General features: G+C 61.3%; 15 protein-coding genes. 5 read left to right on the top strand and 10 right to left on the bottom strand.

All coding sequences use genetic code 11. The features are described from left to right. Positions 1-104: 104 nt before the first annotated feature. Positions 105-2,453, bottom strand: a complete 2,349-nt coding sequence (locus ONB52_08050; GenBank protein ID MDZ7416102.1) for a DNA internalization-related competence protein ComEC/Rec2 — start codon at positions 2,451-2,453, stop codon at positions 105-107. Positions 2,454-3,095: 642 nt separating this feature from the next. Between ONB52_08050 and ONB52_08045 the strand changes: the two genes are divergently transcribed. From ONB52_08045 to ONB52_08035, 3 genes are all read left to right on the top strand, one after another. Next, entirely contained in the window at positions 3,096-3,866 is a 771-nt protein-coding gene (locus tag ONB52_08045; GenBank protein ID MDZ7416101.1) for a hypothetical protein, read from the top strand. 280 nt (positions 3,867-4,146) lie between these two features. Beyond that, positions 4,147-9,012, top strand: a complete 4,866-nt coding sequence (locus tag ONB52_08040) for a putative Ig domain-containing protein (protein MDZ7416100.1) — start codon at positions 4,147-4,149, stop codon at positions 9,010-9,012. After that, a complete protein-coding gene (locus ONB52_08035) occupies positions 9,009-11,651 on the top strand; it encodes a protein kinase (GenBank protein ID MDZ7416099.1) in 2,643 nt (880 codons plus the stop codon). The genes ONB52_08040 and ONB52_08035 overlap by 4 nt, the downstream gene beginning before the upstream one ends. 33 nt (positions 11,652-11,684) lie before the next feature. Here ONB52_08035 and ONB52_08030 read toward each other — a convergent pair whose 3' ends face one another. The 6 genes from ONB52_08030 to modA all read right to left on the bottom strand — a co-directional run bounded on the left by ONB52_08030 (position 11,685) and on the right by modA (position 17,588). Next, complete coding sequence (locus tag ONB52_08030) at positions 11,685-12,056, bottom strand: hypothetical protein (protein MDZ7416098.1); 372 nt, start codon at positions 12,054-12,056, stop codon at positions 11,685-11,687. Between the two features lie 77 nt (positions 12,057-12,133). Then, the gene (locus ONB52_08025; GenBank protein MDZ7416097.1) at positions 12,134-13,618 is read right to left on the bottom strand and encodes a sigma-54 dependent transcriptional regulator; all 1,485 of its coding nucleotides are present in this window, start codon (positions 13,616-13,618) and stop codon (positions 12,134-12,136) included. 306 nt (positions 13,619-13,924) lie between these two features. Then, complete coding sequence (locus ONB52_08020) at positions 13,925-15,436, bottom strand: hypothetical protein (GenBank protein ID MDZ7416096.1); 1,512 nt, start codon at positions 15,434-15,436, stop codon at positions 13,925-13,927. Between the two features lie 87 nt (positions 15,437-15,523). Further along, positions 15,524-16,021, bottom strand: coding sequence for an SRPBCC domain-containing protein (locus ONB52_08015; GenBank protein MDZ7416095.1), 498 nt, complete (start codon positions 16,019-16,021; stop codon positions 15,524-15,526). 82 nt (positions 16,022-16,103) lie between these two features. Beyond that, positions 16,104-16,796, bottom strand: a complete 693-nt coding sequence (gene modB, locus ONB52_08010; protein ID MDZ7416094.1) for a molybdate ABC transporter permease subunit — start codon at positions 16,794-16,796, stop codon at positions 16,104-16,106. A gap of 12 nt (positions 16,797-16,808) precedes the next feature. Then, complete coding sequence (gene modA, locus ONB52_08005; GenBank protein ID MDZ7416093.1) at positions 16,809-17,588, bottom strand: molybdate ABC transporter substrate-binding protein; 780 nt, start codon at positions 17,586-17,588, stop codon at positions 16,809-16,811. Between the two features lie 1,662 nt (positions 17,589-19,250). Between modA and ONB52_08000 the strand changes: the two genes are divergently transcribed. Beyond that, complete coding sequence (locus ONB52_08000) at positions 19,251-20,498, top strand: adenylate/guanylate cyclase domain-containing protein (protein MDZ7416092.1); 1,248 nt, start codon at positions 19,251-19,253, stop codon at positions 20,496-20,498. A 326-nt stretch (positions 20,499-20,824) separates the two neighbouring features. Continuing rightward, a complete protein-coding gene (locus tag ONB52_07995) occupies positions 20,825-22,375 on the top strand; it encodes a YiiX/YebB-like N1pC/P60 family cysteine hydrolase (GenBank protein MDZ7416091.1) in 1,551 nt (516 codons plus the stop codon). 26 nt (positions 22,376-22,401) lie between these two features. Here the strand turns inward: ONB52_07995 and ONB52_07990 are convergent, their stop codons facing one another. The 3 genes from ONB52_07990 to ONB52_07980 form a co-directional block, all read right to left on the bottom strand. Then, positions 22,402-24,717, bottom strand: a complete 2,316-nt coding sequence (locus ONB52_07990; GenBank protein MDZ7416090.1) for a M28 family metallopeptidase — start codon at positions 24,715-24,717, stop codon at positions 22,402-22,404. A 150-nt stretch (positions 24,718-24,867) separates the two neighbouring features. Beyond that, a complete protein-coding gene (locus ONB52_07985) occupies positions 24,868-25,422 on the bottom strand; it encodes an HAD-IIIA family hydrolase (protein MDZ7416089.1) in 555 nt (184 codons plus the stop codon). Then, on the bottom strand, positions 25,415-26,005 hold the full coding sequence (locus ONB52_07980) for an SIS domain-containing protein (protein MDZ7416088.1): 591 nt from the start codon (positions 26,003-26,005) through the stop codon (positions 25,415-25,417). Before ONB52_07980 ends, ONB52_07985 begins: the two co-directional genes overlap by 8 nt. Positions 26,006-26,249 lie beyond the last annotated feature (244 nt).

The raw sequence follows: 26,249 nt of genomic DNA, 5'->3' as shown, positions 1-26,249 counted from the left end.
CTGACCTCCCCTTCTCCGTGATAAAACGCCGTTCGGCTCACGCCGGACGGCGTTTTTCTTTTCAGCCTTTCGCGCGCGCCCGATTTCAGGGAGAAACTGCAATCTTACCGCACACGCCACAATTCCCGGCCATCGCTTTCAAAAACGATTGCACCGGATTGATCAGTGCGCAACCACGCAATGCCGAGCGAGTCGCAGCGCGCCAGAATCAACGAGTCGGGATGGCCGAAGGTATTGCGCCGGCCCGCTGAGATGACGGCCCAGCGGGGGGACACCGCGGCGAGAAATGCCGGCGTGCTGGAGGTGCGGCTGCCGTGATGTCCCACTTTCAACAAATCACTGGCCAGTGCCGGTGCATGCTGCAGCAGGCGGCTTTCACTCCAGCCTTCGGCATCGCCGGGGAAAAGCAAACTGACCTCGCCGAATAACACTTTGAGCACGATGGAGGCGTCATTGAGCGACGGCACGGCGTCGAGCAGGGCACCGGTATGGAGTACCGTGAGCTGCGCGCCCGGGAAGCCGGAGAGGCGATCCCCCGCGCGCAAGAGGCGTTGCGTGATCCGCAAACTATCCAGCAGGCGTTCGCAAGCCTGTTCGAGATCGGAATCGGCTTCGCGGCCGCAAAAGTAAACGGATTCAATGGCACATGCGCGCAACAATGACGGCAGACCGCCGAGATGATCGGCATGAGGGTGGGTGATGAGCACCGCTTCCAAGCGACGGATGCCCCGGCGGCGCAAATAGGGTAACAGCGCGTTTTCCGCCGCGGTGGTGAATTCATTCGCCGGGCCGGCATCGATCAACATCTCCCTGCGCTGCGGGAACTCGAGCAATATGGCATCACCCTGGCCGACGTCGAAGAAGGTTATCCGCAGCCTGGGCGCCGTGGCGAGGGCCGCGAGCCAGACGCAGCAATTGAGTGTCAGCAAACCGAGTGGCAGCAGGAGGCGGCGTGGCCGGCGCCGCCATTCAATCAGCGCGGCACCGAGAAGCGTATACGCCAGCCAGAAAAGACCGGGCAGAGCCGCACCGTCGACATAAGCGAGGGGCAAATCCGCCAGCCAGCGGGTCAACGAGATCAGACCCGCTGCCATGAGTTGGGCCACGCTGCCAAAAGCCAGCGCTACAAAATCGCTGAACACTGCCGCCAGACAGCCCACGGCGCTCGCGGCCACCAGCACGAACGACGCGGGAATCACCAGTAAATTCCCCACAATCGCCAGCAGCGGCACACGCCCGAAAGCCATGGCAGTCAACGGCACAGTCGCCAGTTGTGCCGCCAGCGAAACAGCCAGCAACGCCACGGCCGGGCGCATGCCCGGAAGGCGGCTGCCCGGCAGCTTCGCAAGATGAAACAACAACGGCCGGTAGAGATAGACAATCCCCAGCACCGCGACGAAGGAAAGCTGAAAGCCAATCTGGAAAAGCTGCAGCGGCTGCCAGAGCAGGATCAACACAGCCGCAATACCCAGGCTGTTGTAAATCGAAACGGAGCGTTGCAAGGCGCGGCCCAGCAGCACCACCGCTGCCATCACCGTGGCCCGCAGCACCGGCGGTTGCAGGCCGGTGAGCACGGCATAAAACGTCAGTCCCGCCACCAGCACCGGCCACTGCCAGCGCCTGGGCACGCGAACCAGCTCCACCAACACAACCAGGATCAGCGCGATGAAACCGACATGCAAACCGGACACGGCCAGCACATGAATCAAACCGGTGCGCGAGAAATTCTCGATCACCTCGTCCTCCAGGCTGGTGCGGTTGCCCAACAACAACGCCTGCAGCAGGGCCAGCTCCTGTCCGGAGGCAAAGTGCGCGAGCCGGGATTCCATCCAGATTTTGACCTGGGCAACCAGACGATCACCGGAAAATCGCGCCGTTTTGCCCGAACACCATTGCAGGGAATCCGAGGCAAAGAAGATTGCGTTGATACCGGCCGCTTTGAGATAGGCGCGGTAATCGAACGCGCCGGGATTGCGGCTGGCATCCGGCAGCACAAGCCGGCCCCGCATGATGAGGGTTTCGGAGACAGCGGGCGGCTCCGCTGTTTTCAAGTAAGCCAGTACTGCACCGTGGATGCGTTCCACGGTGCCTGCGGTCCATATGGCAAGCGCCCGACAACGAAAGCGCCAGGAATTGGGACGTGCTTCCGGAACACTGGCCACCGTGCCCAACAGCCAGACCTCGCGGGTGTCATCGACCCGGGAGCTGACTTCCCCCACGCCTGGCCGTTCTTCAAGATGCAGGCGCAACATGCCCGCCAAAAGACAGGCCAGCAACAACCACGGCGTGCTGTTGCGACTCGGGCTGCGGGCCGCAAAAAAAAGCAGGCCCGCTGTCAACAAACTGAAGGCAAAAGCGGCGCTGAGAAAAGTGGCAGGAAGATCGCAACGACGCTGAATGAAAATGCCGAGACTGAGAGCAAGCGCAAGGAAGAAGACCGGGCGTCTGGCCATGACACTGTCTCTTTCGGGCTGAATTCGCGGGTGGAAGCGTTCGAGCGGGAAGCAGCGGCGCGACGGATGGTGTGCTTGAAAACGGCTGGCCCCCGAATGCGCGCCGGTGCCGCGGCTGAGCCACAGGACAAATTTAGCATTTTACAGCCGGGTTGCAACGGCTATTTCGCCGTGTTGGTAATCCCTCAGTTGCGTGTGGAGCCCCGCAGGCATCCCCGCCGGCAGGAATGCCGCGGGCAAACCGTGGCAGATCAAAAAGGGAATTGAACTGCCACCGTAAAGATTTTCGAACCACGCCACCTACCAAACGCATGAGAGAAAACCGGTGGCCGGTGTGATTTTTGTGGTGCCGAGGCTTGTTGTTGGGCAATGGCTGCAGAAAAGAGGTCTGCGCTACGCCCCCATTCGTAAATGAGGCCTCACACGAGCTGGCCGCGCAGTGCAAGCGGCAGCCGGTGGCGTCATGCAATTCACCGCCGCGTCATAAACCGCAACCGGCGGGTCTGCGGGTATGTTTAAAGCTGAATCAGCGAATATCTTGGGCAAAAGAGCCAGTCGCTTACAAGCGCGGGGAGAGCTGAGGAAAGGCCACGGCTTGCATCACTGCAAACCCAGAAACTCATGCGCCGTATTGAGGGATCAATGCGCTTTCATCACCCACAGTTGATCCTGCCCCTTGCCCGGTTTTTATTCATCCTGCCGGAGGTACTGTGCGCCCAGCCGCACACTTCAGCAAGCCAACTGACGGTCGGGGTCTATCCCGTGGTTGCCGTCGCTGACAACGCCATGGTGCCGGGTGATTCGTTGTTTGCAGAACGTGCCCGGGAGTTGGGCCAGTTGCTGGCCGCGGCCCTGCATCAGCATGAAGAATTGATTGTGCTGTTTCCGGATTTGATCATGGCGCAGGTGCCGCAGCCGGCGGCATTCAATCCACTGGAGGCCGGTGCAGTGCGGCAGCTCTGTTCCGAACTGGGCCTGCACCGCCTGCTCGTGCCAACCGTGGAAATTTCAAACGGCGCGCGGGAGCACAAACAGCGCTGGCGGATGCTGTTGCGCTGGCTGGCAGCCGACACCGGCGAAATGACCAAATCCCACCTCGTGGAATTCGAGATCATCCCCTCACAGCATTACGATGCCAGTCAGCCGCCGGCAGGATTTCGCGCTGCACAGATCATCGCCGCGCTGCTGCGCAAGCCCGAAGTGAGCCCGACCCCTGCGGCTGCCACCGCCTTGCCGGTGATGCCGGCGCCACCCGAGCTCAGCTCACCTCCAACAAACAAGCGTCGCTGGTTGTGGTATGTTGCCGGCGCTGCTGTCGTGGGCGGTTCCGCCTACTGGATTTTTGGACGCGAAGCCGGCAGCGGCAGCCAGCCACAATTGCTGCCCGAGCCTCCGGGACCGCCGCGGCAGTAACCCTCGCCACCGCGCGATTTGTGCTCCTGCAAACGCCTTTGTGGAGAACCGTATCATGCAAAAAAGGATGGCAAGCACAAACACTCCCGGGTTCAGGAAAGTTATTTTTCATCACCCGAACGGCCGTCTCTCCCAGGTTGCCGGTAAAAAGCACCACCGGCAACCCACTTGTCTGTCCGCCCTCGCTCTTCTGTTGCTCACCGGCACAACCACACTACCGCTCAGAGCACAACAAAACCTTCCTGTCGTCATTGCCACGGGGCGGCAACACGTGTCGGCGGTGGCGGCATTGCCCGCTGGCGGCGCAGTGATCGCCTGGCGCGATGAACGCAGCACGGCCGCCCTGTTCGCCCAGCGCTTGAATGAAAGCTGGCATCCGGTGTGGGCCGCCAATGGCATTGCCGTCTCCAACCCATCCAGCAAAGTGGAAGCTTATTCCGGGGTCTTGGCCGCGGATGGCAGTGGCGACCTCATTCTCGTGTGGCAAAGCAGCCAGGATGATGACGGCGACATTTACGCGCAACGTCTGAATCCCCGGGGCGTGCGCCTGTGGGGCGAAAATGGTGTGTTGGTCTACAAAGGCAGCCGCGAGCAGGGCCTGCCGATCGTGGTCAGCGACGGTGCCGGCGGTGCCTTCATTGTTTGGCAGGACGAGCGCCAGGGCGGCAAGGATATCTATGCCCAGCGTCTCTCCGCCGGCGGGACACGTCTCTGGCCCGAAAGCGGCGTGGTGATTGGACAAACGCGGCGCGAGCAGATGCTGGCAGACGCGGCCGCCACGCCTGACGGCGGTTTCGTCGTGGCCTGGAGCGATGAAAGATACAACCCCTATCGCGTCCTGGTCCAGCGCGTTGACAGCGCCGGACGAAATCTTTGGGGCACGGGTGTGTCGGTGGCCAATCCTCTGCGGCACCAGCGCGCCCCGCGACTGGCCGTCGTTCCCGGCAGCACACCGGATTTTACGCTGCGTGTTGCCTGGCTGGAGGGCCGCCTGTTGAGTTCGCCCAATGTCTATGTGCAAAGCCTGAGTGCCAATGGCGCCCTGCAGTGGAACAGCGCGGTGGCTGCCGGGCGCAACAGTGCCGAACAATCTGCCATTCAGATGCTCGCCAACCTCGACGGCAGCGTGCTGCTGGTTTGGCAGGATGGCCGCAATGACCTGACAGATATTTACGGCCAGCGCGTGGCGGCAAGCGGCACTTTGCTTTGGGGCAATGACGGGCTGGCCATCGCGCGCGTGACCAAATCCCAGACCCAACCCCGCCTTGCCAGTGATGGTGCCGGCGGACTGATTTGCGCCTGGCTCGATGATCGCAGCGGTGCCAATCTCGCAGTGCAGCGCATCACCGCGGACGGCAAAGCGGCCTGGGCGGTCAATGGCGTGCTGATCAAAGCCGGGGACGGCAAAACGACGCAACCGGCCATTGCAGCCACGGCAACAGGCGGCGTGCTGGTTTCGTGGACGGATTCGCGCAAAGGCAATGAGGACATTTTTGCGCAGCCGGTATCGGCCGCGGGCGGCGCGGAGAACATCGTTCCGGTGATCACCTCCACTCCCGTCCTTGCTGCGCAGGTGGGCAGCCTCTACACCTACCGCGTGAGTGCCATTGATTTCGACTCCGAGACGGCGCCGGCCGTGCGGCTGCAAAGTGCCCCGGCATGGCTGCGCCTCGAGGACAGCTCGGCAACACTCTCCGGCACACCGGCGGAGGCGGACACCGGCAGCAGCCTGGTCACGCTTCTGGCCGTCGATCAGGCCGGAGCCAGTGCCAGACAAAGCTATTCGTTGCGGGTAAACCCGGATCCGGACATACCGCGCATCATTTCCCAGCCCGACACGCTGGCGCGCGAGGATCAAAAATATTTCTATCAAATCAAAGTTGTCGGCGCGGGCAGCGACCCCGGCTTGCGATATGAACTGAAAACCGATGCCGGCTGGCTGTCGCTATCCGCGCAGGGTGAGCTGTCGGGTTTGCCACTCAACGAGCATGTCGGCAGCTATGCCGTGACCATCACGGTCACCAATTCACAAAACAAATCCGCCCGGCAGCAATTCAGGCTGCGGGTGGAAAACACCAATGACGCGCCGGCCATCGTCAGCGGGCCGCCACCGGCGGCCGTCGAGGATTCGCCCTACCAATTTAGTTTAGAAGCCCGTGATCCGGATGCGGGCGACACACTCACTTTCACAGCACCCCGCAAACCGGTTTGGTTGCAACTCAGTGCCGCCGGCGTTTTGACCGGCACACCCCGGCGCACCAATTTGAACGACACGCTGATCACCGTCGTGGTCAATGATCGTGCCGGGGCGCGCGATCAAAAGACGTATGTCATTCCGATCCGCGCCGTCAATCATCCGCCCCGCATCACCTCGACGCCGCCAACCACCGCGCTTGAAGACGCCCTCTGGCAGTATCACATCACGGCTTCCGACAGCGATGCCGGCGAACGGCTGAGCTTTGTTGCCCTCGAGCGTCCCGGCTGGCTGTCCTTGGATGCCAGCACCGGCTTGCTGCAGGGCACGCCCGCCAATGAGCACGTCGGCGAGCATCGTGTGCAGATTCAGGTGCAGGACCGGGCCGGTGCCAGCGATCAGCAAAGCTTCAACGTGCGTGTGATCAACAGCAATGATCCGCCTGTTTTCACCAGCCGGCCCGACACCATCGCGCTGGTCGATTCGCTCTATCGCTACCCGGTGGCAGTGCAGGAGATCGATGCGGGGGACCGTGCAACCATCACCGTGGCGGCCAAACCGGCGTGGCTCATCTGGGAGAGTGCCGGCAACCTGCTGGCCGGCGTGCCGGCGATCAGCGACACCGGCAGCGTGAATGTCACGCTGCTGGCAAGTGATCAGGCTGGGGGCACTGCGGTGCAACAGTTTCGCCTCAAGGTTTTCAGCCTGGCCGCACCGGACAACAGCGCGCCGGGAGCGCCGCAAAACCTGACGGTGCTGCCCGGGCAGTGGAGCCGCGCCACGCAAATCACTGTGCGCTGGCAAAATCCCTTTGATCCGAGCCAGATCAGCGGCGCCTATTATCGCTTTGGCGCAGCGCCCGCCTACAACAGCGACGGTTCCTTCGTCGCGGGGCCACAATTGCAGGAACTCCGGCTGCCGATCACGCGTGAAGGCCGCGTGCCGGTTTACGTTTGGCTGGTCGATGGCCGCGGCAACGTGGATTACCGCAACGCGGCACGGGCGGAGTATCGTCACGACCTGACACCACCCTTGCCGGCGCGTGACCTGCGTTTGATCACCGCAAACAGCAGTTCCTGGACGAACGCCGATTCTCTGATTTTCTCCTGGCAGGCGGCCAGCGACCTGCTCAGCGGCGTGGCGGCCTACGAATTTCGGCTCAACAGCGAACCCATTCTCAAACTGCCCGGCAGCGTCACGCGGCTGGTGCATCGCTCACAGCTCAACGAGGGCAAACAACGCTGGCAGATAACCCCGCTTGACAGCGCGGGCAATCGCGGGCCGGTGGTGTTTGCCACCTTTGGCGTGGATCGCACGGCACCCTTCATCACACATGCCCCAATTGACACGGCAGAGAGCGGCCGGCCGTTGGTGCTGCGCGCAACCGCCGGCGATGGACTCTCCGGTGTGGCAGGGTTGCGGGTTTGGCAGCGCCGTGCCGGTGCCGCGGAATTTGTGGCACAAGCGATGCATCGTGAAGACAGTGCGTATGTCACCACCCTCAGCGGCGAAACCGTGGCCCCCGCCGGCTTCGAATATTATCTCGAGGCCGCCGATTCCGCCGGCAACGTCGCGCTTTCCACGCCGGTCAATGCCGCCGCCTGGCATGCCGTGGTGACGCGCAGCAGTCGAATTCCCGCCCCGCAGGCAACGCCAGCCGGCTACTATCAACTCGTGGCCCTGCCCTATCGCGTCATGGTGCCTGCGGTGGAGGCCGTTTTTGCAGATGATTTCGGCGCGTATGATCCGGTGCGCTGGCGCCTGTTTGCCTATGATCCGGCGCGCGGCAATGTCGAATTTGGCCATTACGATTTTCGCACGCTCGAACCCGGCAAAGGTTACTGGCTGATCACGGCGGCCCGCAGGAGTTTTTCCCTGGACGAAAGTTATTCGATCACCACCAGCGGGGATTTTCTGCTGACCTTGCAGCCCGGCTGGAATCTCATCGCCTCGCCATGGGATTTTCCTGTTGATTGGAGTGCCGTGCAAAAGCCCGATGGTGTGGAGGCGCAGCTCTGGGCCTTTGACGGCCGACAATACCTCGCTGCCGGCAATGAGATGCTGCCCTGGCAGGGCTACTTCGTTCACAATCTCACGGCGCAACCCCAAACGCTGCGCATTCCGCCGCGCCGGGCCTCCGGCCTGAACAAGCCCGCAGCGCCGGCCTTTCCTCCGCCCGCCGGCACCGTCACGTGGTGGCTGCAGTTGCGACTGAGCGATGGCGAATTTCATGACGATCACAACTGGCTGGGTGTGGCACCGGCAGCAGAGGAAGAGTGGGATGCGCTCGATTGGAGCGAACCGCCCACGGCGCTGGGCAACTCGGTGTCATTGCGGTTCAATCGTCGTGCCTGGCGGCACTATGGTGGCGATTACACCGCGGATTTCCGGCCGCCGGCAGAAGGTGTGCAAAGCTGGCCGTTTGAAATTGCCGGCAGCAACCCGGGTAAAACCCTGCAACTTGCCTTGTCCACTGCCGCATTTCCGGAGGACTGGCAGATACTGCTCACCGACGAGAACGGTGAAATGCTGCATCAGTTCGATTTTGCCACTGGCACCAGCCTTGCTTTGCGCAGCAGCAGCAGTGCGCGTCGTTTGATCTTGTGGGTGGGACCGGCACAGGAGATGGCAACGGCCGGACTGCTCACAACGCAGGGCTTCGCGCTGGCACCGGGCTATCCCAATCCCGCGCGACTGCAGGGCGGACAAAATGCCGTGAGTGTCATCCGATTCCATTTGCCGGTGGCGGCGCCGGTCACGCTGGAAATTTTTGATGTGCTGGGCCGCAAAATTCGCACACTGGCGGCCGGCCGGCATTTTGCAGCCGGTGTGCAGGAGCTGATGTGGGATGGCCGGGATCAAGCGGGGGACGAGGTGGCGGCGGGAGTGTATGTTTATCGTTTGAGAACTCCCCGCTTCACCGCAAGTCAAAAAGTGATCGTGATCAAGTGAAGTCAGCCCACGCCAAAGCATCGCTGTGCCTGCTGATCGGGATCCTGCTGCTTGTTTGCTCCGGCCTGCAGGCGCAAGGCAAAAATCAGCAGCGCGCCCAGAGTCTCTACCAGCAAGCGTTGAAAGCCAAAAACGCGCAGGATCGGCTCGCGTGGTTGCGCCAGGCGCGGGGATTGGATCCCTCTGCCGCCAAAATCGCATATGCCCTAGGCCGGGAATTTTATCAGCAAGCGCGCCTGGATTCGGCGGTGGCGCATTTCGAACAAGTGATTTTGTTGGATCCCACGCTCGCCGAGCAGGTGGGACTGCGCACCCTGCTGCCGCCGGCCTACAACACGCTCGCCAACCGCCATCTCGGCAGCGGCGATCCCGCCGCCGGCCTGGCTGCCGCGGTTGCGGCCCTGCGGCACAACGAGAATTTTGCACCCGCTCTGGCCATAGCTTTGCAAGCCAGCATTCAGCTCAATCGCCATGCCGAGGCGGTGCAATTCGGCGAACGGCTGGTGCGGGTGCAGCCCACAGCGCGCAATCACTACCATCTTGGCATGGCTTACGAGGCCGGCCAGGAGCCTGCCCCGGCCGCGCAGCAGTATCGTCAGGCGCTCAACCTCGATCCCGGTTATGAAGCAGCCCGACAAAAACTGGAGCAGTTGGAAAAAGCCGCCCAACCGGCGGAAACTGTTCCAAACCCGGCTTCGCCGCCCCTGATTTCCAAAAACAAGCGCGATGAGTTGCGAAGCAAAAAAACGGCCCTCCGCACCGGTGAGCAGCAGCCCCGGCCGACACCGGAATTCCGCCGCAAAAACGAAAACAAGCCGGAAACAGATGGAGGCGAGCGCAAGCAACTCATTCCGGAGGTGGTCTATGAAACCGGGACGCTGCGGCTCGCCAAACCCCGCTTGGAGATCATACCCTTCCTCGATTCGATTCAACACCGCAATCGCGAACGCGAACTGGCAGAGCGGGAATCCGAAGCCGGTGACCTCTGGTTGCGGCTGATGATTCTGATGTTGCCCGCCGCCCTGCTGTGGTATTATCTCAAACGCCGGCCGCTTTCCCGGCAGATGATCCTTGCCGATCTCGAGCGTACATACACTGCTGTCGCAGCGGGAGCCGGCCGGCCCCTCAGCCGCCTCAGGGCGAGACTGCGCCGCAACCTGCCATCGCCGGCGCCCGCGCCTGCACTGGCATTATCGAACCCGGCTGCAACGGCGACGCTCGCTTCGGGCACTCCGACAGACCACGCGGTGGACGGGGAAGAACGAGCCGCACCGCTGCCCCACACATCCGGACAGCACATGGAACCAACCGGAAACAACATCATGGACGATGACAAAACGCCGGAGGCTGCCGCCGGCTTCGGCCTGCAAACCGAAATTCTCTTTGCCGAAATGATTGCCGCCTCACCCGGTCAAATTGATGTCGCAGAGACCGTACCGGAAAAAGAATCGGTCGTCGCGCTCGCGCCCGCCCCTGTCATGACCACCGCGTCTGCCAATCTCAGCGAGCTTGCGCCTGCCGCACGGCCGGATGCTGAGCACCTCGAATTTCTTGCAGCCTCATCCTGGCAAGAAGTTGAACCGGCGTCAACCGCCCGGCAGAACACCGCGGTCTCTTTGCTGCACGAGCTGGAGGGCGAGCCCCCGCTCGACATCGTCGAGCCGGACCTCCTCTTCGAGCGCGACAAGGCAGTGGCCGCAACACAGACGTTGCACAACGGCGCAGCCTGCAAGCCGACAGACACCGCAACATCCACCCCGGCATCCGATTCAGGCGCCCATGGCGAACACCCGCCACAGCAGCCGGCAGCGCCGTCCAAAATCAACCGCTATGTGATCGAACGGGAAATCTCCAAGGGTGCCAGCGGCCGCATCTACAAGGCGTGGGACCCCAAACTCGACCGGGCCGTGGTGTTGAAGATCGTGCATTATGGTCTGGGCGTTTCGACGCAGGAGATTCATGTCCTGAAGGACCGCATCTACCGGGAAGCCCGCGCCATTGCCAAGCTCCATCATCCCAACATCGTGGTGGTGTATGACATCGATGACGAGCCGGACTTTTCCTACATCGTGATGGAGCATCTTGAGGGCCGCGATCTCGGCCAAATTTTGCAGAACGGCCAGCCTCTGCCCTGCAGCCGCGCGCTGGACATCGTCCTGCAAGTTTGCAGCGCCCTGGAATATGCCCATCAGGCGGGGGTGTTTCACCGTGACATCAAACCCTCCAACATCATGCTGCTCGCCAATGAGGAGATCAAGGTGATGGATTTCGGCATTGCCAAGATCAACGACTATCTCACGCTCACGCAAACCGGCCGCGTGCTGGGCACGCCCAGTTACATGGCGCCCGAACAAATCGAGGGGCACGACACCGATGGCCGCGCCGATCTGTTTTCCCTGGGAGTGGTGTTGTATGAATTGCTGGCCGGCAAGCGCCCCTTCCTGGCGGACACGCTGGCGTCGCTGGCCTACAAAATCGTGCACACGCCGCATCCGCCGTTGTGCCGGGAGAACAGCGCATTGCCGCCGGAACTGGAGGAGGTGCTCGATCGCGCACTGGCCAAAAAACCGGCGGCGCGCTTTCAAAGCGCCGCGGCGTTTCGCGAAGCGCTGCTGCGGGTGCGCCGCACACTGGCATGAGCAGCGCAGGGTGGGAACTGGGCGGGCGTCGGTTTAGAGGATGTACTGCCGGATGTCGAAATTGGGATCGGCTGCCATCAATTTGCGGAGGGCTTCGGCCGGGCGGTCGAGCACGCGAAAACCATTGAGTTCGCAGCCGGCGGCCATCAACTCACTGCGGATGTGGAGAAAAGCTTCGTACCACGCCACCAGTGCACGCGTGGAGAGTTGTTGCAGCTCGGCGGCGATTTCCCGTGTGTCCAGATCGACGACACCGCGGTTGAGCGCGGCTTGATAATCGACCTGGTTCAAAATATCCTGAATGACGTTTTTCTTGAGGGCCTGATCTTCGCCCGCCACCGCCCGGCCGGCGCGGCGGTGGTCGTCACGGCCCGGACGGTCGGCGGCGGGGGACGGGGGATACATGAGGCCCTCCCGGGGTGTTTGGTGCATTCTCTGCTTTGGCATGAGGCGTTGCAAATCCCGCTGGTTTTGCCGCGATGCTATTGTGCGCGGCGCGGCGAAAGTGTGATATCGTAGTGCTTGAGCATGCGATAAATCGTCATGCGGTGCACGCCGGCCTTGCGGGCGACGCGGCTGATGTTGCCGTTGCAGCGGTTCATCAGCTCGATGAGATACTCCCGTTCGAATTTTTCCACCCATTGCTGGCGCGCTTCGCGCAGGGGCAGGTCGATGGCGTGTTTCACCGGCGCTTTGTCGTCAACACGGCTGTGCATCTGCACGGTCTCGCGCAGATAGCCGGGCAAATCCGCGGCTTCGACGCGCGGTCCGCTGGCCAGCGAGGCCACTCTCTCCATGACGTTTTGCAATTCCCGCACATTACCCGGCCAGGAATAACCCACCAGGCAGGCCAGCGCTTCTGGTGCAATCTCCAGCACGCGCGTGCCGTTGGCGCTGGCAAACTTTTCAAGAAAACTCTGACACAACAGCGGGATGTCGTCCTTGCGCTCGCGCAACGGCGGCAGCGTGATCGGAATGACGTTGAGACGATAGTACAAATCGTGCCGCAGGGCGCGGTCTTTCACCGCGGCAAAGGGCTCGCGATTGGTCGCGGAGATGACGCGCATGTCGACTTCAATCAAGTCCTTGCCGCCCAACCGGCGAAATTGGCGCTCTTGCAGCACGCGCAACAACTTGGCCTGCAAATCGAGATTGAGTTCGGTGATCTCATCCAAAAAGAACGTGCCGGTGTGTGCCAGCTCCAGCAGACCGCGTTTCGCCGTCACCGCGCCGGTGAACGCGCCCTTTTCATAGCCGAACAATTCGCTTTCCAGCAGATTGCCGGGCAGGGCCACGCAATCCACCGCGATGAACGGGCCGCGGGCACGCTGGCTGTGCGCATGAATGCTGCGCGCAATCAACTCCTTGCCGGTGCCGCTTTCCCCGTAGATCAAAATATTCGCGTCGGTTTTGGCCACTTTGCGAATGCGTTCGAAAATTTCCCGCATGCGTTGATTGCGGCCAATGATGTTCTCGAAGCCAAAGTTGGTGCCGGCCGGCGCGGGCGGGCGTTCGCGGTGATTGTGCGCAGCCAGCGCCTGATCGATCGCGCGCAGCAATTCTGCCCCGGCAAACGGCTTTTGCAGTTGCTGCAGTCGTGTGCCCGCCTCCCCGGCTTGATGCGCGCGGCCGGCCGCACCGCCGGGGGCGGCCAGCATGATCACCGGCACCTGGCGCAGGTGGGCATATTCGGCGCTGCCGGTCAGTTCGCGGTAGACAGCGTAGCCGTCACGATCCGGCAGCATCGCATCCAACAGCACCACATCGGCCCGGCCGCGGCGCAGCAGTTCCAGACCCTGACTGCCGTCGCGGGCCGAGAGGAAATCATAACCGGCTTTTGTCACCAACATGCGACACAAATCATGCAAAGCGGGATCGTTGTCAATCAGAAGAACGGTGCGTCGGGTGCCGTTGTTTTTCTCCGCGGGAATCACAGGCTCCGGTGAGGTCTGGCTGGGTTGCATCATACACTCGCCTGATGAATGAAATGAAGTGGTTCGCGTCGCGCCGGATGTTGCATGGTTGCTGAGGTTGTGTCTCTTGCGTGTTGCAATGAAACCGTGTCCGGGAACAGCCGCAATTTGCAATAAATTTGACAAATTTGATGCCATCACACGGGCGCTGGCGGAGAGGCACAGCCGCAGCGAATAATTGCAGGTTAATTCTTCAAATAAAACGCAGGTGGGGGCAGGCGGGAAAAATTCGAAATTGCTTCAGCATGAAACACTTGTCCGCGCCTAAACAGAAACACTGCTGCCGGCGCGTTGCACAGGTCAAACGGGCGGGACCATGCCGCGCGCAGTTGTGCGCGCCGGCAGACAACGCGCCAGACCAAAGGCCAGCAGCGCGGCCAGCAAACCCCAGAGAATGTAACCCAGTTCGGTGTGCGCCAGCCAGGCCGGTTCCCAACGCCGCAGCGGGCCGTGCGCTTCGAGAAAATAAAAGAGCAGCGTTCCCACAAACCCGGCTGCGATGGCGGCATGCACCTGGCGTGGTTGGATGTTGGACAGAAACAGGGCGGCCATCGGTGGAAAGATGGTGGTGGTCAGCACACCCGAAGAGAGATAAAAAATATCCCACAAGGATTCGATGAACAACGCATAGACAAACGCCGCGGCAATCGCGAACACGGAAATGAAACGCGGCAGTTTGTGCCAGCGCGCCGGCGGCCAGCGCGACTGCAGTGCCGGCTCGAATATGTCATATGAAAGTGACAGGGCCATGACGTTGCCGGTGGTGTCGATGGTGGACATGGCCGCCGCCGCCAACCCCACCACCAATACCACGCTCAGCACCGGCGGCGCGAAATCCTGCATCATCACCGCGAAGATGGCGGCGCCCCCGGCCAGCCGCGCCGGAATGGTGTCGCCTTGCGGCGGGTACAAATACAAGGCGCTCAACCCGATGAGCAACGGCCCCAGCGTCACGAAGACAAACGAGTTGAGCGCGGCAAGTGCGACCCCGCGGCGCGCCTCGGCGACCGAGTGCGCCGCCTGCAGGCGGATCCACACATCCGTGGTGACCAGCCAGCCAGGCAGATAGGCGATGAAGGTCATGATGATCAGCGCCGGCCCGGCCGACCACAATGACACCGCTGGTGCGCCGGTTTTCGGCGGGGTGGCCAGACGGGCGAAAAAATCCGGGAGTGTGCTCTGCTGCAAAACGGCGTGCCCTCCCAGCGCCGCAATCATGGCGATGAAGAAGGCCACCAGCGCGAACTGAATCTGGTCGGTGATGACATCCGCCTCGAAACCGCCGAGCGCCGAGTAGGTGGCGACCACCAGCGCGATCAGCAACATCATCAACTGCGGCGAGGCCTGCAGCAGCGGCGCCGTGATATGGGCGGCGGCATGAATTTCTGCGCCGCACCAGATGAGATAAACGAAGGCAAGCGGCACGGCCAGCAACTGCCGGCTGCGCGTGCCGAAACGCCGGCCCACCATCTCCGGTTGTGAAAAGGCCTGCAGCCGGCGCAGGCGCGGCGCGAGCAAAAAAAATCCCAGCATTGCCAGCAGCCACGGAATCGCCAGCAGCCAGAGCGCGCCCAGGCCATACCAGTAGAAGAGCTGCACACCGTAGACGCAGGACCAACTGATCGACATCATGCTCGCTGAAATCGACAAGCCGGAGGCCCAGCCACTCAGGCGCTGCCCGGCCGTCCAAAATTCCTGCGGGCTGTCGCTTTTGCCAGTGGCCGCTGCGCGCCGGAAACTGCGGATGCCGACGACCACCACGACGAGGGCGTAGAGCAAAAAACCGATCCAGTTCAACACATGCACAGGCATGGCAGGCGGCTCGCAGGAGATCAGTTGGTCTTTTTGGTTTTGGAAAATGGCGAATGCGCGGGCATGTGGTCGCACCCGCCGCCAGGCCTACTTGCCTTCACACCGGGCTTTCAGGCGCGCCAACGCTTCGTTATAGGCCTTCACTTGGGTGGCGATATCGGCCTCCGATTGCGGGCCGGATTCGGTGTAGCGTTCTTCGATGCTGACTTTGGTGGCGCGGCCCGACGGCGCCAGCCGCCAGCGTTGCTGGCAAATGTAGGTGGCATTGTCCGGCTCCCACACGAAACGCAGCTCACTGGCGGGTTTTGCGTAGATCAGGATGAACGTGCCGGTATCGCCCCAGACTTTCATGGCGACGCCGTCACCGGGCCTGGCCAGCGTCTTGGCCGGGCCGGTGTAGCCGAAGTTCATCACGCTGCTGAGCTTCTGCAGGTCGGTCAACACCGTCCACACCGTCTGCGGCGTGGCATTGACGGTAATTTCACCCACAAAACTCTGGCCGGTGAGTTTCTTGTTGGTGGTTTGTGCGAAGCCGGCGGTGCCCAACATGAGCAACGCGCACAGCAGAGAAAGGACCCGATGCATACGGACCTCCGTGAGGGGTTGATGATGAGGGGCGCAGACAGAGCCGGCCGGTCGACAACCTGATGGGCGGCGAACAACCTGTCTATCCATCTTCATCCATTTTGCGTTGCATTACCGTCATCGTCAACAACATCACAAATGAGGTCACCAACAGAATCAGGGCATATTGATGAGCGGTATCGTAGTTGAGTTTCTGGACTTCATCATACAGCGCAATCGAAGCCACCTTGGTTTTGCCGGGAATGCTGCCGCCCAGCATGACCACCACGCCGAATTCTCCCAGCGTATGCGCAAAGCCGAGAACCGCGGCGACACCCAGGCCGCGTCGGGAGAGTGGCAGCGTGACATGGCGGAAGGCCTGCCAGCCGCTGGCGCCCAGCGTGCGCGCGGCATCCAGCAATTCCGGTGGCACGGACTTGAACGCGTTCAAGATCGGTTGCACCGCATAGGGCAGGCTGTAAATGATCGAGCCAATCACCAAACCTTCGAAAGTGAAAGTGAGCGTCCGGCCGGTCAATTGCAACCAGAATTTTCCCAGGGGCTGCTGCGGCGAGAACAGTATCAGCAAATAGAAACCGATCACCGTTGGCGGCAGCACGATGGGAAGGCTGACCATGGTTTCCAACACGATCATGCCGCGCCACCGCCTGCGGCTCAACCCCCAGGCCAGCGGCACGCTCACCAGCAACAACAGCAGTGTCACCACCGAAGCCAGGCGCACACTGAGCCACAGGACTTCCCACAGCTCGGGCGGCAATCCGCTCAACAATCGCAAGCGGCCTCCCGATCAGTTGGGCAGGCGAAAACCATAGCGATCAAAGATGGTGCGCGCAGCCGCGGAACGCAAAAACGCGAGATATTTTTGTGCGGCCGGGTTGCCCGCACCGCGCCGGGTCAGCACGGCACCCTGCTCCAGGCGGGGATGGCTGGTTTCAGGAATTTCCCAGTAGGTTCCGAGCTTGTGCAAACGGGGTGAAAGCACCAGGGAGAGGGCCACAATGCCGGCCTCCACGTTGCCACTTTGCACGAATTGCGCAGCCTGCGCGATGTTTTCACCGATCACCAGCTTGGATTGCAATGCCTGCCAGAGCTGTGCCTGCTCCAACGCGGCTTTCGCGGCGCGGCCATAGGGTGCGTGCTCGGGATTGGCTAGGGCCAGCTTGCGGATCCGCGCCTCGCGCAACACCGCCAGCCCGCGCCGCACTTCGATCTCCGAATGCATCGTCCACAAAACCAGCCGGCCAATGGCATAAATTGTCAGGCTGCTGGAATCTGCCAGGCCGGCGCGCACCAACGCCTTGGGGTAATCCAAATTCGCAGACAAGAAGACATCGAAGGGCGCGCCGTGTTTGATCTGCGCGAAAAAATTGCCGGACGAGCCGGTGGCCACTTGCAGCGAGACGCCGGGATTTTCTTTCATAAACACCGCGTTCAAATCTTCCAGGCAGTAGACCAAATCCGAAGCCGCGGCGAGGAAAACGGTTTGCCTGGTTTGTGCCGGCGTGGAAATAAACAGGGCAAAAACTGTCAGAGCAGCGGCGCCACAGCCGGGCTTCAGCAGTGACATCTTTGTCATGCTCCTGCAGATCATCCCAACCCGGATCAAGCCAACTCGTACCAAGCTTGCAGCTCCCGAGAAAATCCAGAGTCTCCTCGCGAAAAATGCGGGCTGATTTGTGTCTAAGCAATGTGCCATGCACAACGACAAAAGTCAAATCAAAACTGGTCAGCAGCGCAATCCCCGGCAAGATGTGAAGCCGTGCGGGTTTCCCTGCCTGCAGACAAGAGGGCCAAAGCCACCACCTGAATTTTGCATGCTGGTTTGCTGTGGCCCGGAAGAAACGGCGTGTTCACAAAGCGCCGACAGGGATGCCGTTCGAGATCGAGCAAGATGTTTTTCGAATGTGAAGCGGCGCCGACTTCGAAATTCGACCGTTTGCCGAAGGCGTTACAGCACCCTGTAAAAACTATGATGACCGCGAAGATTTTTTAGATCATCCGACTCAAGCGTACATGGCCACGTGACGGTTCTTTGCATCTGATGAACTCTGATAGGCGTGAGATGTTTATCGCGAAGTGCCGTTCGCCCAAATGAAACCCCGGCAGGGTGACATGTGTATCGTGCCTCCTCATTGATCTCATCTTGAATTGAATGCAAACGCCGTTACATGTCACTCCTAAAGGAGTTTGAAGTTGGAAGTGTTGACAATTACTATAAACATTTCACCCCTGGCGGGGTTGGGCCGTTCGCTATCGCGTCAGGGCAAGGGGCTCTCAGCAGAGAAGGCACGGAACTGATTTTGCGATTCTTTTTCATCTTGTTGTCGCAAAATTCGGATGATCCAAATTCAGGCACTGACTTTTCAAACAAAGCAAGAAACGCTCACGCAAAGAGTTTTTCCGAAGCGATTGCCATACAACAAGCCTCAGCATCACGAAAATCTCACAGCCCACAAGGTTTTCCCTCATGCTCTTGGCGGGTTGTGTGCTTCGAAAATCTTCGCGATGACCGTTCAGCCCCTTTTTTGAACTGCCACGGCCAGGCCGTGGCATTCTGGCGGAGAGCATCCACGGGACCGCAAGATAAAGTCACGGTCAAACCTGGCGGAGCGGCTATTCTTTGCGAAGCCCCTGCGGCTTCGCGTCCTTGTGTGTTTTGACTTTTATCGCTTCGAAAAAGTCGGCAGCTTTGGGCATCTTGACTGTCTGCAGGCGTTTTTGCAGCAGTAATTGCCATGCCGCGCGCGGCGGCGGCCCTTATGATGAAAATGAACTTTCGTAGTCCTGCCTTCCGGCACCGACACCGAAGGGTCTACTACAAAAGTATTTTCGTAATATTCTGCCGAGACCAAGGCTCAACCCGGGTGGAACACCCTTCAACCAGGGGCCGGTACCCAACCGCAATTGTCTCAGCCAGTTTAGCCGTCTCAAACCCAAACAAAAAATTTGGTCAACTCAACAGCACAAGTCTTTGGATTTATTGATGCGGAGCCTTGGCACAGGCCTTGCAGAAAACGGGGGCAATTCGTGAGCAGGGATTGCGCGACCGCGCCGGGAAGAAGAAAGCCGGAATCCCGCCACTTTTCGCAAGCGCTGTGAGCCAATCCGTCATATCCGCGTTCACCGAGAAATCATAGCAGAGAGAGCATTCATGGACTCGAATCACAACTCTCAGCCCGCACAGCCAATGTCCGCGTTCAAGAACAACTCTTGCAAGCTTTCGGCGATCATGTTTACCGACATCAAGGGTTTCAGCCGGCGCATGGGAGAAAACGAACGCTTCACGCTCAAGCTGCTGCGCGACCACAATCGCATCATGCGCTTTCTCGTGCGCAAGCATCGCGGCCGGATCGTGAAAAGCACGGGCGACGGCTATCTGATGGATTTTGACAGCGCGGTGGAGGCGGTGCAGTGCGCCATCGAAGCCCAGGAGCGCTTCACGCGCTACAATTTCGACAAGCCCGAGTCCGATCAGATTCACGTGCGCATCGGCATCAGCCTGGGCGAGGTCCGCATCGTCGATGGCGATCTGTTCGGTGACGAGGTCAACATCGCGGCCCGGCTGCAAACGCTGGCGGAGCCCAGTGGCATCTGCCTCACGCGCGAAGTCTACGAGATGGTCAAGACCAAGCTCACCTTCGTGGCCATCAACTTCGGGCCGCAGGAACTGAAAAACATCTGCCAAAAAGTCGAAGTCTTCAAAATTCCGGTGAAACCGCTGGGCCAGGCCGCCATCGAAATCGCCTCCAACCGGCAGGAGACCCTGCAGGTGAGCGAGACGCAAACTTTCGAGCCTTATCTGCTGCCGTCCGGCAACGCGGCACAACGGCGGGTGACCAACAAAGGCAAACTCTGGCAGCCGCGGCAATTGTTCAAACCGCTGGTGTCGCGGCACAGCCTGCGCCGCGCGCTGCCGCTGGTGGCGCTCAGTATGCTGGTGCCGGCGCTGTTTTTACAGCCGGGCCACTCGCCGCGCGGTTTGTCCTCGGCAACGCTTGCCTCGGTGCAGCCTGGCGCCGCCGACACCCTGACCCAACCAGCCGCCGCCAGCAAAACGCTGCTGGTGTCATATTTCGAGAACCGCACCGGCGATGACCGCGACGCCTGGCTGGTCACCGGCCTGACGGACATGCTCGTCACCGATTTGCAGGGCACCCCCGGCGTGCAGATGCTGGGCCGCACCATTCTGGAAGAAGCAGCGCAAGCCAACGGCGTGAAAAAGGCAACCGGGTTCACTCTCTCTCACGCGCGGGCTTGTGCGCGGCAGACGGCAGCGGATCTCCTGCTGTTCGGCGGTTTTGTGCGCGAGGGCAGCCGTCTGCGCGTCGACATCCAAATCTTCGATTCACGCTCCGGCGCACTGCTGCTGGCAGAAAAGGCCGGCGGAGAAAGCGTGCTGGCGCTGATGACCGAGCTGACCACCAATCTCAAAAACAAACTGGTGCACCTGCCCGCTGTGCCGCGCCCCGCGAATTGACCGCACTGCCCTGGCCTCGACTTTCCCTGCTTCTCCCATATGGCAGTGCCCCGCGGGCTTGTTCTGATCAACCTGCCCGGCGGGGGAAAAGAAAGAAGCGGCCCGCAAAAAAACATCGGGCCGCTTTTCTCTTTTTGACCTGCGCGATTTTGTGATTTTCGCAACACCGATCCCCAGATGTCGCCCTGCTTTCACCGCTCCAACTCCCCGTGCCGGCGCACTCGAGACATGCCGCAGCCCGGCTTGTTTTTTTGCACTGCAATTTGCACCTTGCCCCGACAACTCCCCACGCACGGCTTGATTGCACTCAAACTGATGAGCCGATCATGACCTCGACCATCCCCTCCGGCCGTCGCAAACGCCGGTTCGTGGCATACCCCGCCCTGGCCCTGGGCGCACTTTATCTGATCCTGTTGCTTCCTGCGGCCGAAGCGCCGCCGCCGGTCAGAAGTGACAAAACACCTTTTGTGTGGAACAGGGATGCCTATTGGCAGGCGCTGGAGGAGCGCTTCAACAAGGCGCGCACGGCCGGTGGTGCCATGCTCGAAGCAAGGCTCACCCGCGAGCTGGCGCGCACGCAGCAGCGTCTCGACTCCCTCACCGCCCGTTCCTTCGCTCCGGAGCACCCGCTCCTCACCAGACTCGAACGGGACATTTTCGAACTGGCGCCGCAGGTGGCAGCCTGTCCGGAGAAACTCGCGGCTTATGAACGCCTGCACTGCCGCGTGCGTGCGCTGGTGAAGAGGCAATCGCAACAGTGGGACATCCAGTCGCCGGCGACTCGTGACCGGCTCTATCGCCTGCTCTATGGCAGCCGCGCGGCGCTGGAAGAAGTGATGCTGCAGGCGCCGCCGCAAGCAGTGCCGGCGCTGACGCGCGGCGAAGAGGAACCTTCTCAAACGCCTTCCACCAAGATTCTCGGGGTCACCATTCACAGCGGCGACATTCTGGTCTCGCGCGGGGGCGCGCCCACCTCAGCGCTGATCGCGCGCGGCAACGATTATCCCGGAAACTTTTCCCACATTGCCCTGGTGCACGTCGATGAAAAAACCAGCCTGGCCTCGATCATCGAGGCGCACATCGAGCGGGGCGTGGCAGTGGCAACGCTGGAGGAATATCTGCGCGACAAGAAGCTCCGGGTAATGGTTTTGCGGCTGCGCGCCGATCTGCCGGCGCTGCTCACCAACCCCGGGCTGCCGCATGAGGCCGCGGGCACCGCGCTGGCGCGGGCAAAGACGCAGCACATTCCCTATGATTTTGAAATGGATTATGAGGATCCCGGCAAACTCTTCTGCTCGGAAGTAGCCTCCCGGGCGTATCGCCAATGCGGCATCCAGTTGTGGATGGGTATTTCCCACATCTCCTCACCGGGCGTGGGTGTGTGGCTGGCGGCTTTTGGGGTGCGGCATTTTCAAACCCAGGAGCCCGCGGATCTCGAATATGATCCGCAACTGCGCGTGGTGGCGGAATGGCGTGATCCGGAAACGTTGTATCATGATCACATTGACAACGCCGTGACCGACGCCATGCTGGAAAAAGCGGAGGCGGGCGACCGTCTCAATTATGCGTGGTACCTGCTGCCGCTGGCGCGTATCCTGAAAGGATACAGCCTGCTTTGCAATGCCCTGGGTCAAATCGGGCCGGTGCCCGAGGGTATGAGTGCCGCGGCCGCGCTGCGGCACCGGCAATTCAACCAGCGGCATCTGGCCCTCAAGGCCAGGGTGCTGCAGCAGGCGGAGCAGTTTGTGCAGCAGCACGGCTATCGCCCGCCGTACTGGGAACTGGTGGCAATGGCGCGGGCAGCGGCTGTACAAACCGCCATGTCTCCCGCGCAGCCCTTTCATGCGAACTCGGGCGGCATGCCTCGCGGGGGATGAAAACGCAGCCCCGGGGCGCGCGGCACTCACCCTCCGGCATCAGCCGGCGGCACGGCCGTCAGCGTGTCCCGGCGGATGACTTCGGTGCGATAGATCACGTCGGCATGTTTTGCCGTAACCGTGAGCGGCAACGGCGGTTCGACATAGAGTGCCGTCACCTGCCGAATCAGCCGGCTGCCCGGTGCAAGCTGGAAACTCGCCTGCACGCGCAGGGTATCGTCCGGGTCGGCATACCAGCGAAAGAGAAAAGATTCAGCACCATCACGGCGGCTTTTGCTGTATTTCAGCGGGGTGTCCCTCACGGAGAGCATCAGCGTGTCGCTCTGCACCTGCATCCGGACTTCGTTCCAGGGCCGGGCGCTGGTGAGCTGCCAGTCAACCCGCACCAGGGTCGAATCGCGAGCATCCCTGGTTTGACTGCCCGCGGCCGACAGCCAATCGGCGCGAAACGGCACCGCCAGGTCGGCGTGATGAATCGCCTCATCATAGTTGAGCGACAGCTCACCCGCCTTCACTGTCACCCCGCGAAAATACTCATCGCCCAGCAGTCGCAGGCGGCTGTCCTGAGTGTTTTGATCATACCGCGCCGTCACCCGCAGCAATGCGCGCCAGCGCTCGTTGTAGGCGGGGAAGGCATACAGATATCCGCCATAGGCAAAGACCGCGAGCAAAAGCAACAGCCCAACCAGCGGCCGCCGCAAAAGGCGCAGCCAGGACAAGTGCCGGTAACCGTGTGCGAAGGTGTAGGCGAACAGACAGCAGGAGGGCAGGTACCAAATGACGAGCAACAGGGTGAGCACGGTGCTGTAGATCAGTGACGGCGTGAAACCGTGAGCCTGCGCCAGCAGGCGTGGCATGGCACGCGCACCGAAGGCGAACAATTCGAAAAACATCAACGCGAACATGGGAAGCGGCGCGGCGAGGGCACACAGGAGTTTCAACAACGTCCCCGGCAGCAAAACCGCCAAACTGAAACACAGCAGCGTGAGTGCCGGATAAAGGGCCAGACGCGGGCTGACCAGCCAGGCCAGGATCACCAGCAGCCAGAGTGGCAGCAGACCCCGTTTGAGATAAAAATAAGGATCGGGGCTGAAGCGCCAGTTGCGACTGAGCCACAGCGCCAGCCAAAAACCGGCGAGGGCAAACAGCGCCGCGAAGGTGAGATACTCATCAATGTGCACGAACCAGGGATAGCGCAAACCCTTGAGCAACTGCATCGCCGCTTCCCCGAGCTGGGTAAAAATCGCAATGACGAACAGCAGCAGAAACACCTTGGCGCCGGAGAAATACCCGCGCGGCACCGTGTCGCTTTGCAACCGCCGGGCGCGACCGTGTGTGAAGGCCGCCACACCGAGCAGAAGCGCCAGCACGTCCACGGCCGCAATGGCCCAGGTCGGCACGAACAACACCCCGCCGGACAGTTGCCAGAGCATGTAGTTGCCGGTGCGGCTGCCGGGAATGCCCTGCGTCTGATACTTGTGCAGCAGGCCATCGACCAGACGCGCACTGCGTTCCAATGCCGCCCGGCTGATGAATTCAATGCGATCGTTGGGAGTGTGAATGGGTGAGGTGCCGACGCCGGCGGTAAAGTCAATCGCGGGAATGCCACGGCGGAGAAAAGGCTCGTGATCCGAGCTGGCGCCACCGAGCACCTGATTGAGGGTGAAAAACTGCGTGGGGTATTTCAGGCTGTTGTAGCCCAGGCTGCGATCGATCGCGAAGGCATCCTTGACCAGCCAGGCCGGTGTCTGATGGTCGCGCGTGTCGATGAAGGGGAGGAGCGGGCCGTCGCTGCCTGCCATGTCGATCTGCAGCATGAGCGCCACGCGGTGGATTTCAGGGAAATGATCGACAAACCAGCGCGAGCCGGCCAGGTTGCCCTCTTCGCCGCCGAACGCGGCGAACAGCAGGGTGTAGCGCCGCCCGGCATGGCGCCATACACGCGCCAGCTCCAGCATCACTGCCGTGCCGGAGGCATTGTCATTGGCGCCCGGATTTTCCCGCGTGTCGGAATCGATGTGGCTGCCGACGACGATCAGACTGTCACTGCGGCCGCGAAACACGCCCACCGCCACGCCCGAGCTGGTGTTGACGCGTTCGCTGAACGGCACCGGCATAACATAAGCCGTGTCGGCGCCCCAGGCGGCAAACCGCTGCACCACCCACAGCAGCGCGCTGCGTTCATTGGCCGAACCCATGGGCCGCGGGCCGATGGTCACGGCAAGATGATGCAGGTGGGCATGGAGGCTGTCGGCCATGAGCGCGGCCGGCTGTGCGCCCGTGCGCCCGGCGCTGCACAGGCCGAGCAAAAGCAGGGGGAAAACGGCGGTGAGCTTGCGCATTCTTCCTCCGTGGTTTTGTTGCGGCTGGCGCAAGCATAGCAAAAAAGTGGCGGAGAAGCAACTCCGGCAGCCAAAGAAAAAGCCCTCGCCGAATCATTCGTTGAGGGCTTCTTCTATGGGTGGAAGCGGAGAGGTGATCTCCGTTTTTTTCTATGCGACTTGCGGCAAAATCCAATCGACGGCGGCGGCGAGATCGTCCGCGATGAAATCGGGCTGGCATTCGCCGCGGCGGGCGGTCTCTTCACCATAGCCGGTACGCACCAGCACGGTGCGCAAACCGGCGTTGCGGCCGGTTTCAATGTCACTGGCGCGGTCGCCCACCATGAAGCCGGTGAGCTCACAGGCAAAATCGCGGCTGGCCTGTTCCAGCATGCCAGGGCGCGGCTTGCGGCAATGACAGTTCGCCTCCGGCGCATGCGGGCAAAAGTAGAAACCGTCGATCCACGCGCCGTGGCGCGCGAGATGCTGTTGCAGCGCGCGATGGGTCTCCTGCACGAACGCCGCACTGAAGTAGCCGCGCGCCACGCCGGATTGATTGCTGATCACGACGACGCGCAGGCCGGCACGCTGCAGGCGCGCCACCGCGGCCTCGCTGCCCGGCAGGAAGGCGATGTCCTCCAGCCGGCGAAGATAGTTTTTTTCCTCGATCAGCGTGCCATCGCGATCGAGAAAAACGAACGCGGCCTGTCGGGTCGGCTCACCCAAAGAGTTCGTGCTCCACCATTTCCATCCAGATGTGGCCCACCAAAATGTGACACTCCTGGATGCGCTGGGTGTCGTTGTCCGGCACGATCACGACATGGTCCACCGCACTGGCGATGGCGCCGCCGTCCTGGCCGAGCAGGCCGATGGTGAGCACATTCTTCTGGCGCGCCGCCTCCACCGCCGCCAGCACATTGGCGGAGTTGCCCGAGGTGCTGATGCCGATCAGGGCATCGCCACTGGCGCCCAGCGCAATGACCTGCCGGGCATAGACATCGCGGAACGAAAAATCGTTGCTGGTGGCGGTGAGCGTCGAGGTGTCGGTGGTGAGCGCCAGCCCGGCCAGCGGCGGCCGGTCGTTGCGCAGCTTGCACACCAACTCCGCCGCGAGATGCTGGGCATCCGCGGCACTGCCGCCATTGCCGCAAAAGAGGATCTTGCCGCCGCCACGTAAAATGTTGACCAATTTGTGCCCGACCGACAGGATCTCCGCCGCCTGCTGTTCCATCAATTTGGTCTTGACCGCAATGCTGTTTTGAATGCGTTCCTGCACGAAGGTCTTGTCGCTTCTCATCCGTGAAGCCATGGCCATAATTGTCTCCCGTAATAAAAAAGTGTCATCGCGCGGGTGCGCGCTGCCGGCAAGGGCCGGCCGGAAGATACGTGGACTCACCCTCGCAATCTTCTCCGGCTGCCTGCAGATTTTTTGGGATCATCCGAATTTTGCGTACATTTTGCGACAACAAAATGAAAAGAATCGCAAAATCAGTTCCGTGCCTTCTCTGCTGAGAGCCACTTGCCCTGACGTGATAGCGAACGGCCCAACCCCG

The sequence above is a fragment of the candidate division KSB1 bacterium genome (genome assembly GCA_034506255.1).
Lineage (GTDB): Bacteria > Zhuqueibacterota > Zhuqueibacteria > Zhuqueibacterales > Zhuqueibacteraceae > Coneutiohabitans > Coneutiohabitans thermophilus.
This window is presented reverse-complemented; position numbering and strand designations above follow the sequence as displayed.

Coding starts and splice junctions, on each gene's coding strand:
- ONB52_08050 (MDZ7416102.1), bottom strand. CDS start 2,453: ATGGCCAGACGCCCGGTCTTCTTCCTTGCGCTTGCTCTCAGTCTCGGC.
- ONB52_08045 (MDZ7416101.1), top strand. CDS start 3,096: ATGCGCTTTCATCACCCACAGTTGATCCTGCCCCTTGCCCGGTTTTTA.
- ONB52_08030 (MDZ7416098.1), bottom strand. CDS start 12,056: ATGTATCCCCCGTCCCCCGCCGCCGACCGTCCGGGCCGTGACGACCAC.
- ONB52_08025 (MDZ7416097.1), bottom strand. CDS start 13,618: ATGATGCAACCCAGCCAGACCTCACCGGAGCCTGTGATTCCCGCGGAG.
- ONB52_08020 (MDZ7416096.1), bottom strand. CDS start 15,436: ATGCCTGTGCATGTGTTGAACTGGATCGGTTTTTTGCTCTACGCCCTC.
- ONB52_08015 (MDZ7416095.1), bottom strand. CDS start 16,021: ATGCATCGGGTCCTTTCTCTGCTGTGCGCGTTGCTCATGTTGGGCACC.
- modA (MDZ7416093.1), bottom strand. CDS start 17,588: ATGTCACTGCTGAAGCCCGGCTGTGGCGCCGCTGCTCTGACAGTTTTT.
- ONB52_08000 (MDZ7416092.1), top strand. CDS start 19,251: ATGTTTACCGACATCAAGGGTTTCAGCCGGCGCATGGGAGAAAACGAA.
- ONB52_07995 (MDZ7416091.1), top strand. CDS start 20,825: ATGACCTCGACCATCCCCTCCGGCCGTCGCAAACGCCGGTTCGTGGCA.
- ONB52_07990 (MDZ7416090.1), bottom strand. CDS start 24,717: ATGCGCAAGCTCACCGCCGTTTTCCCCCTGCTTTTGCTCGGCCTGTGC.
- ONB52_07980 (MDZ7416088.1), bottom strand. CDS start 26,005: ATGGCTTCACGGATGAGAAGCGACAAGACCTTCGTGCAGGAACGCATT.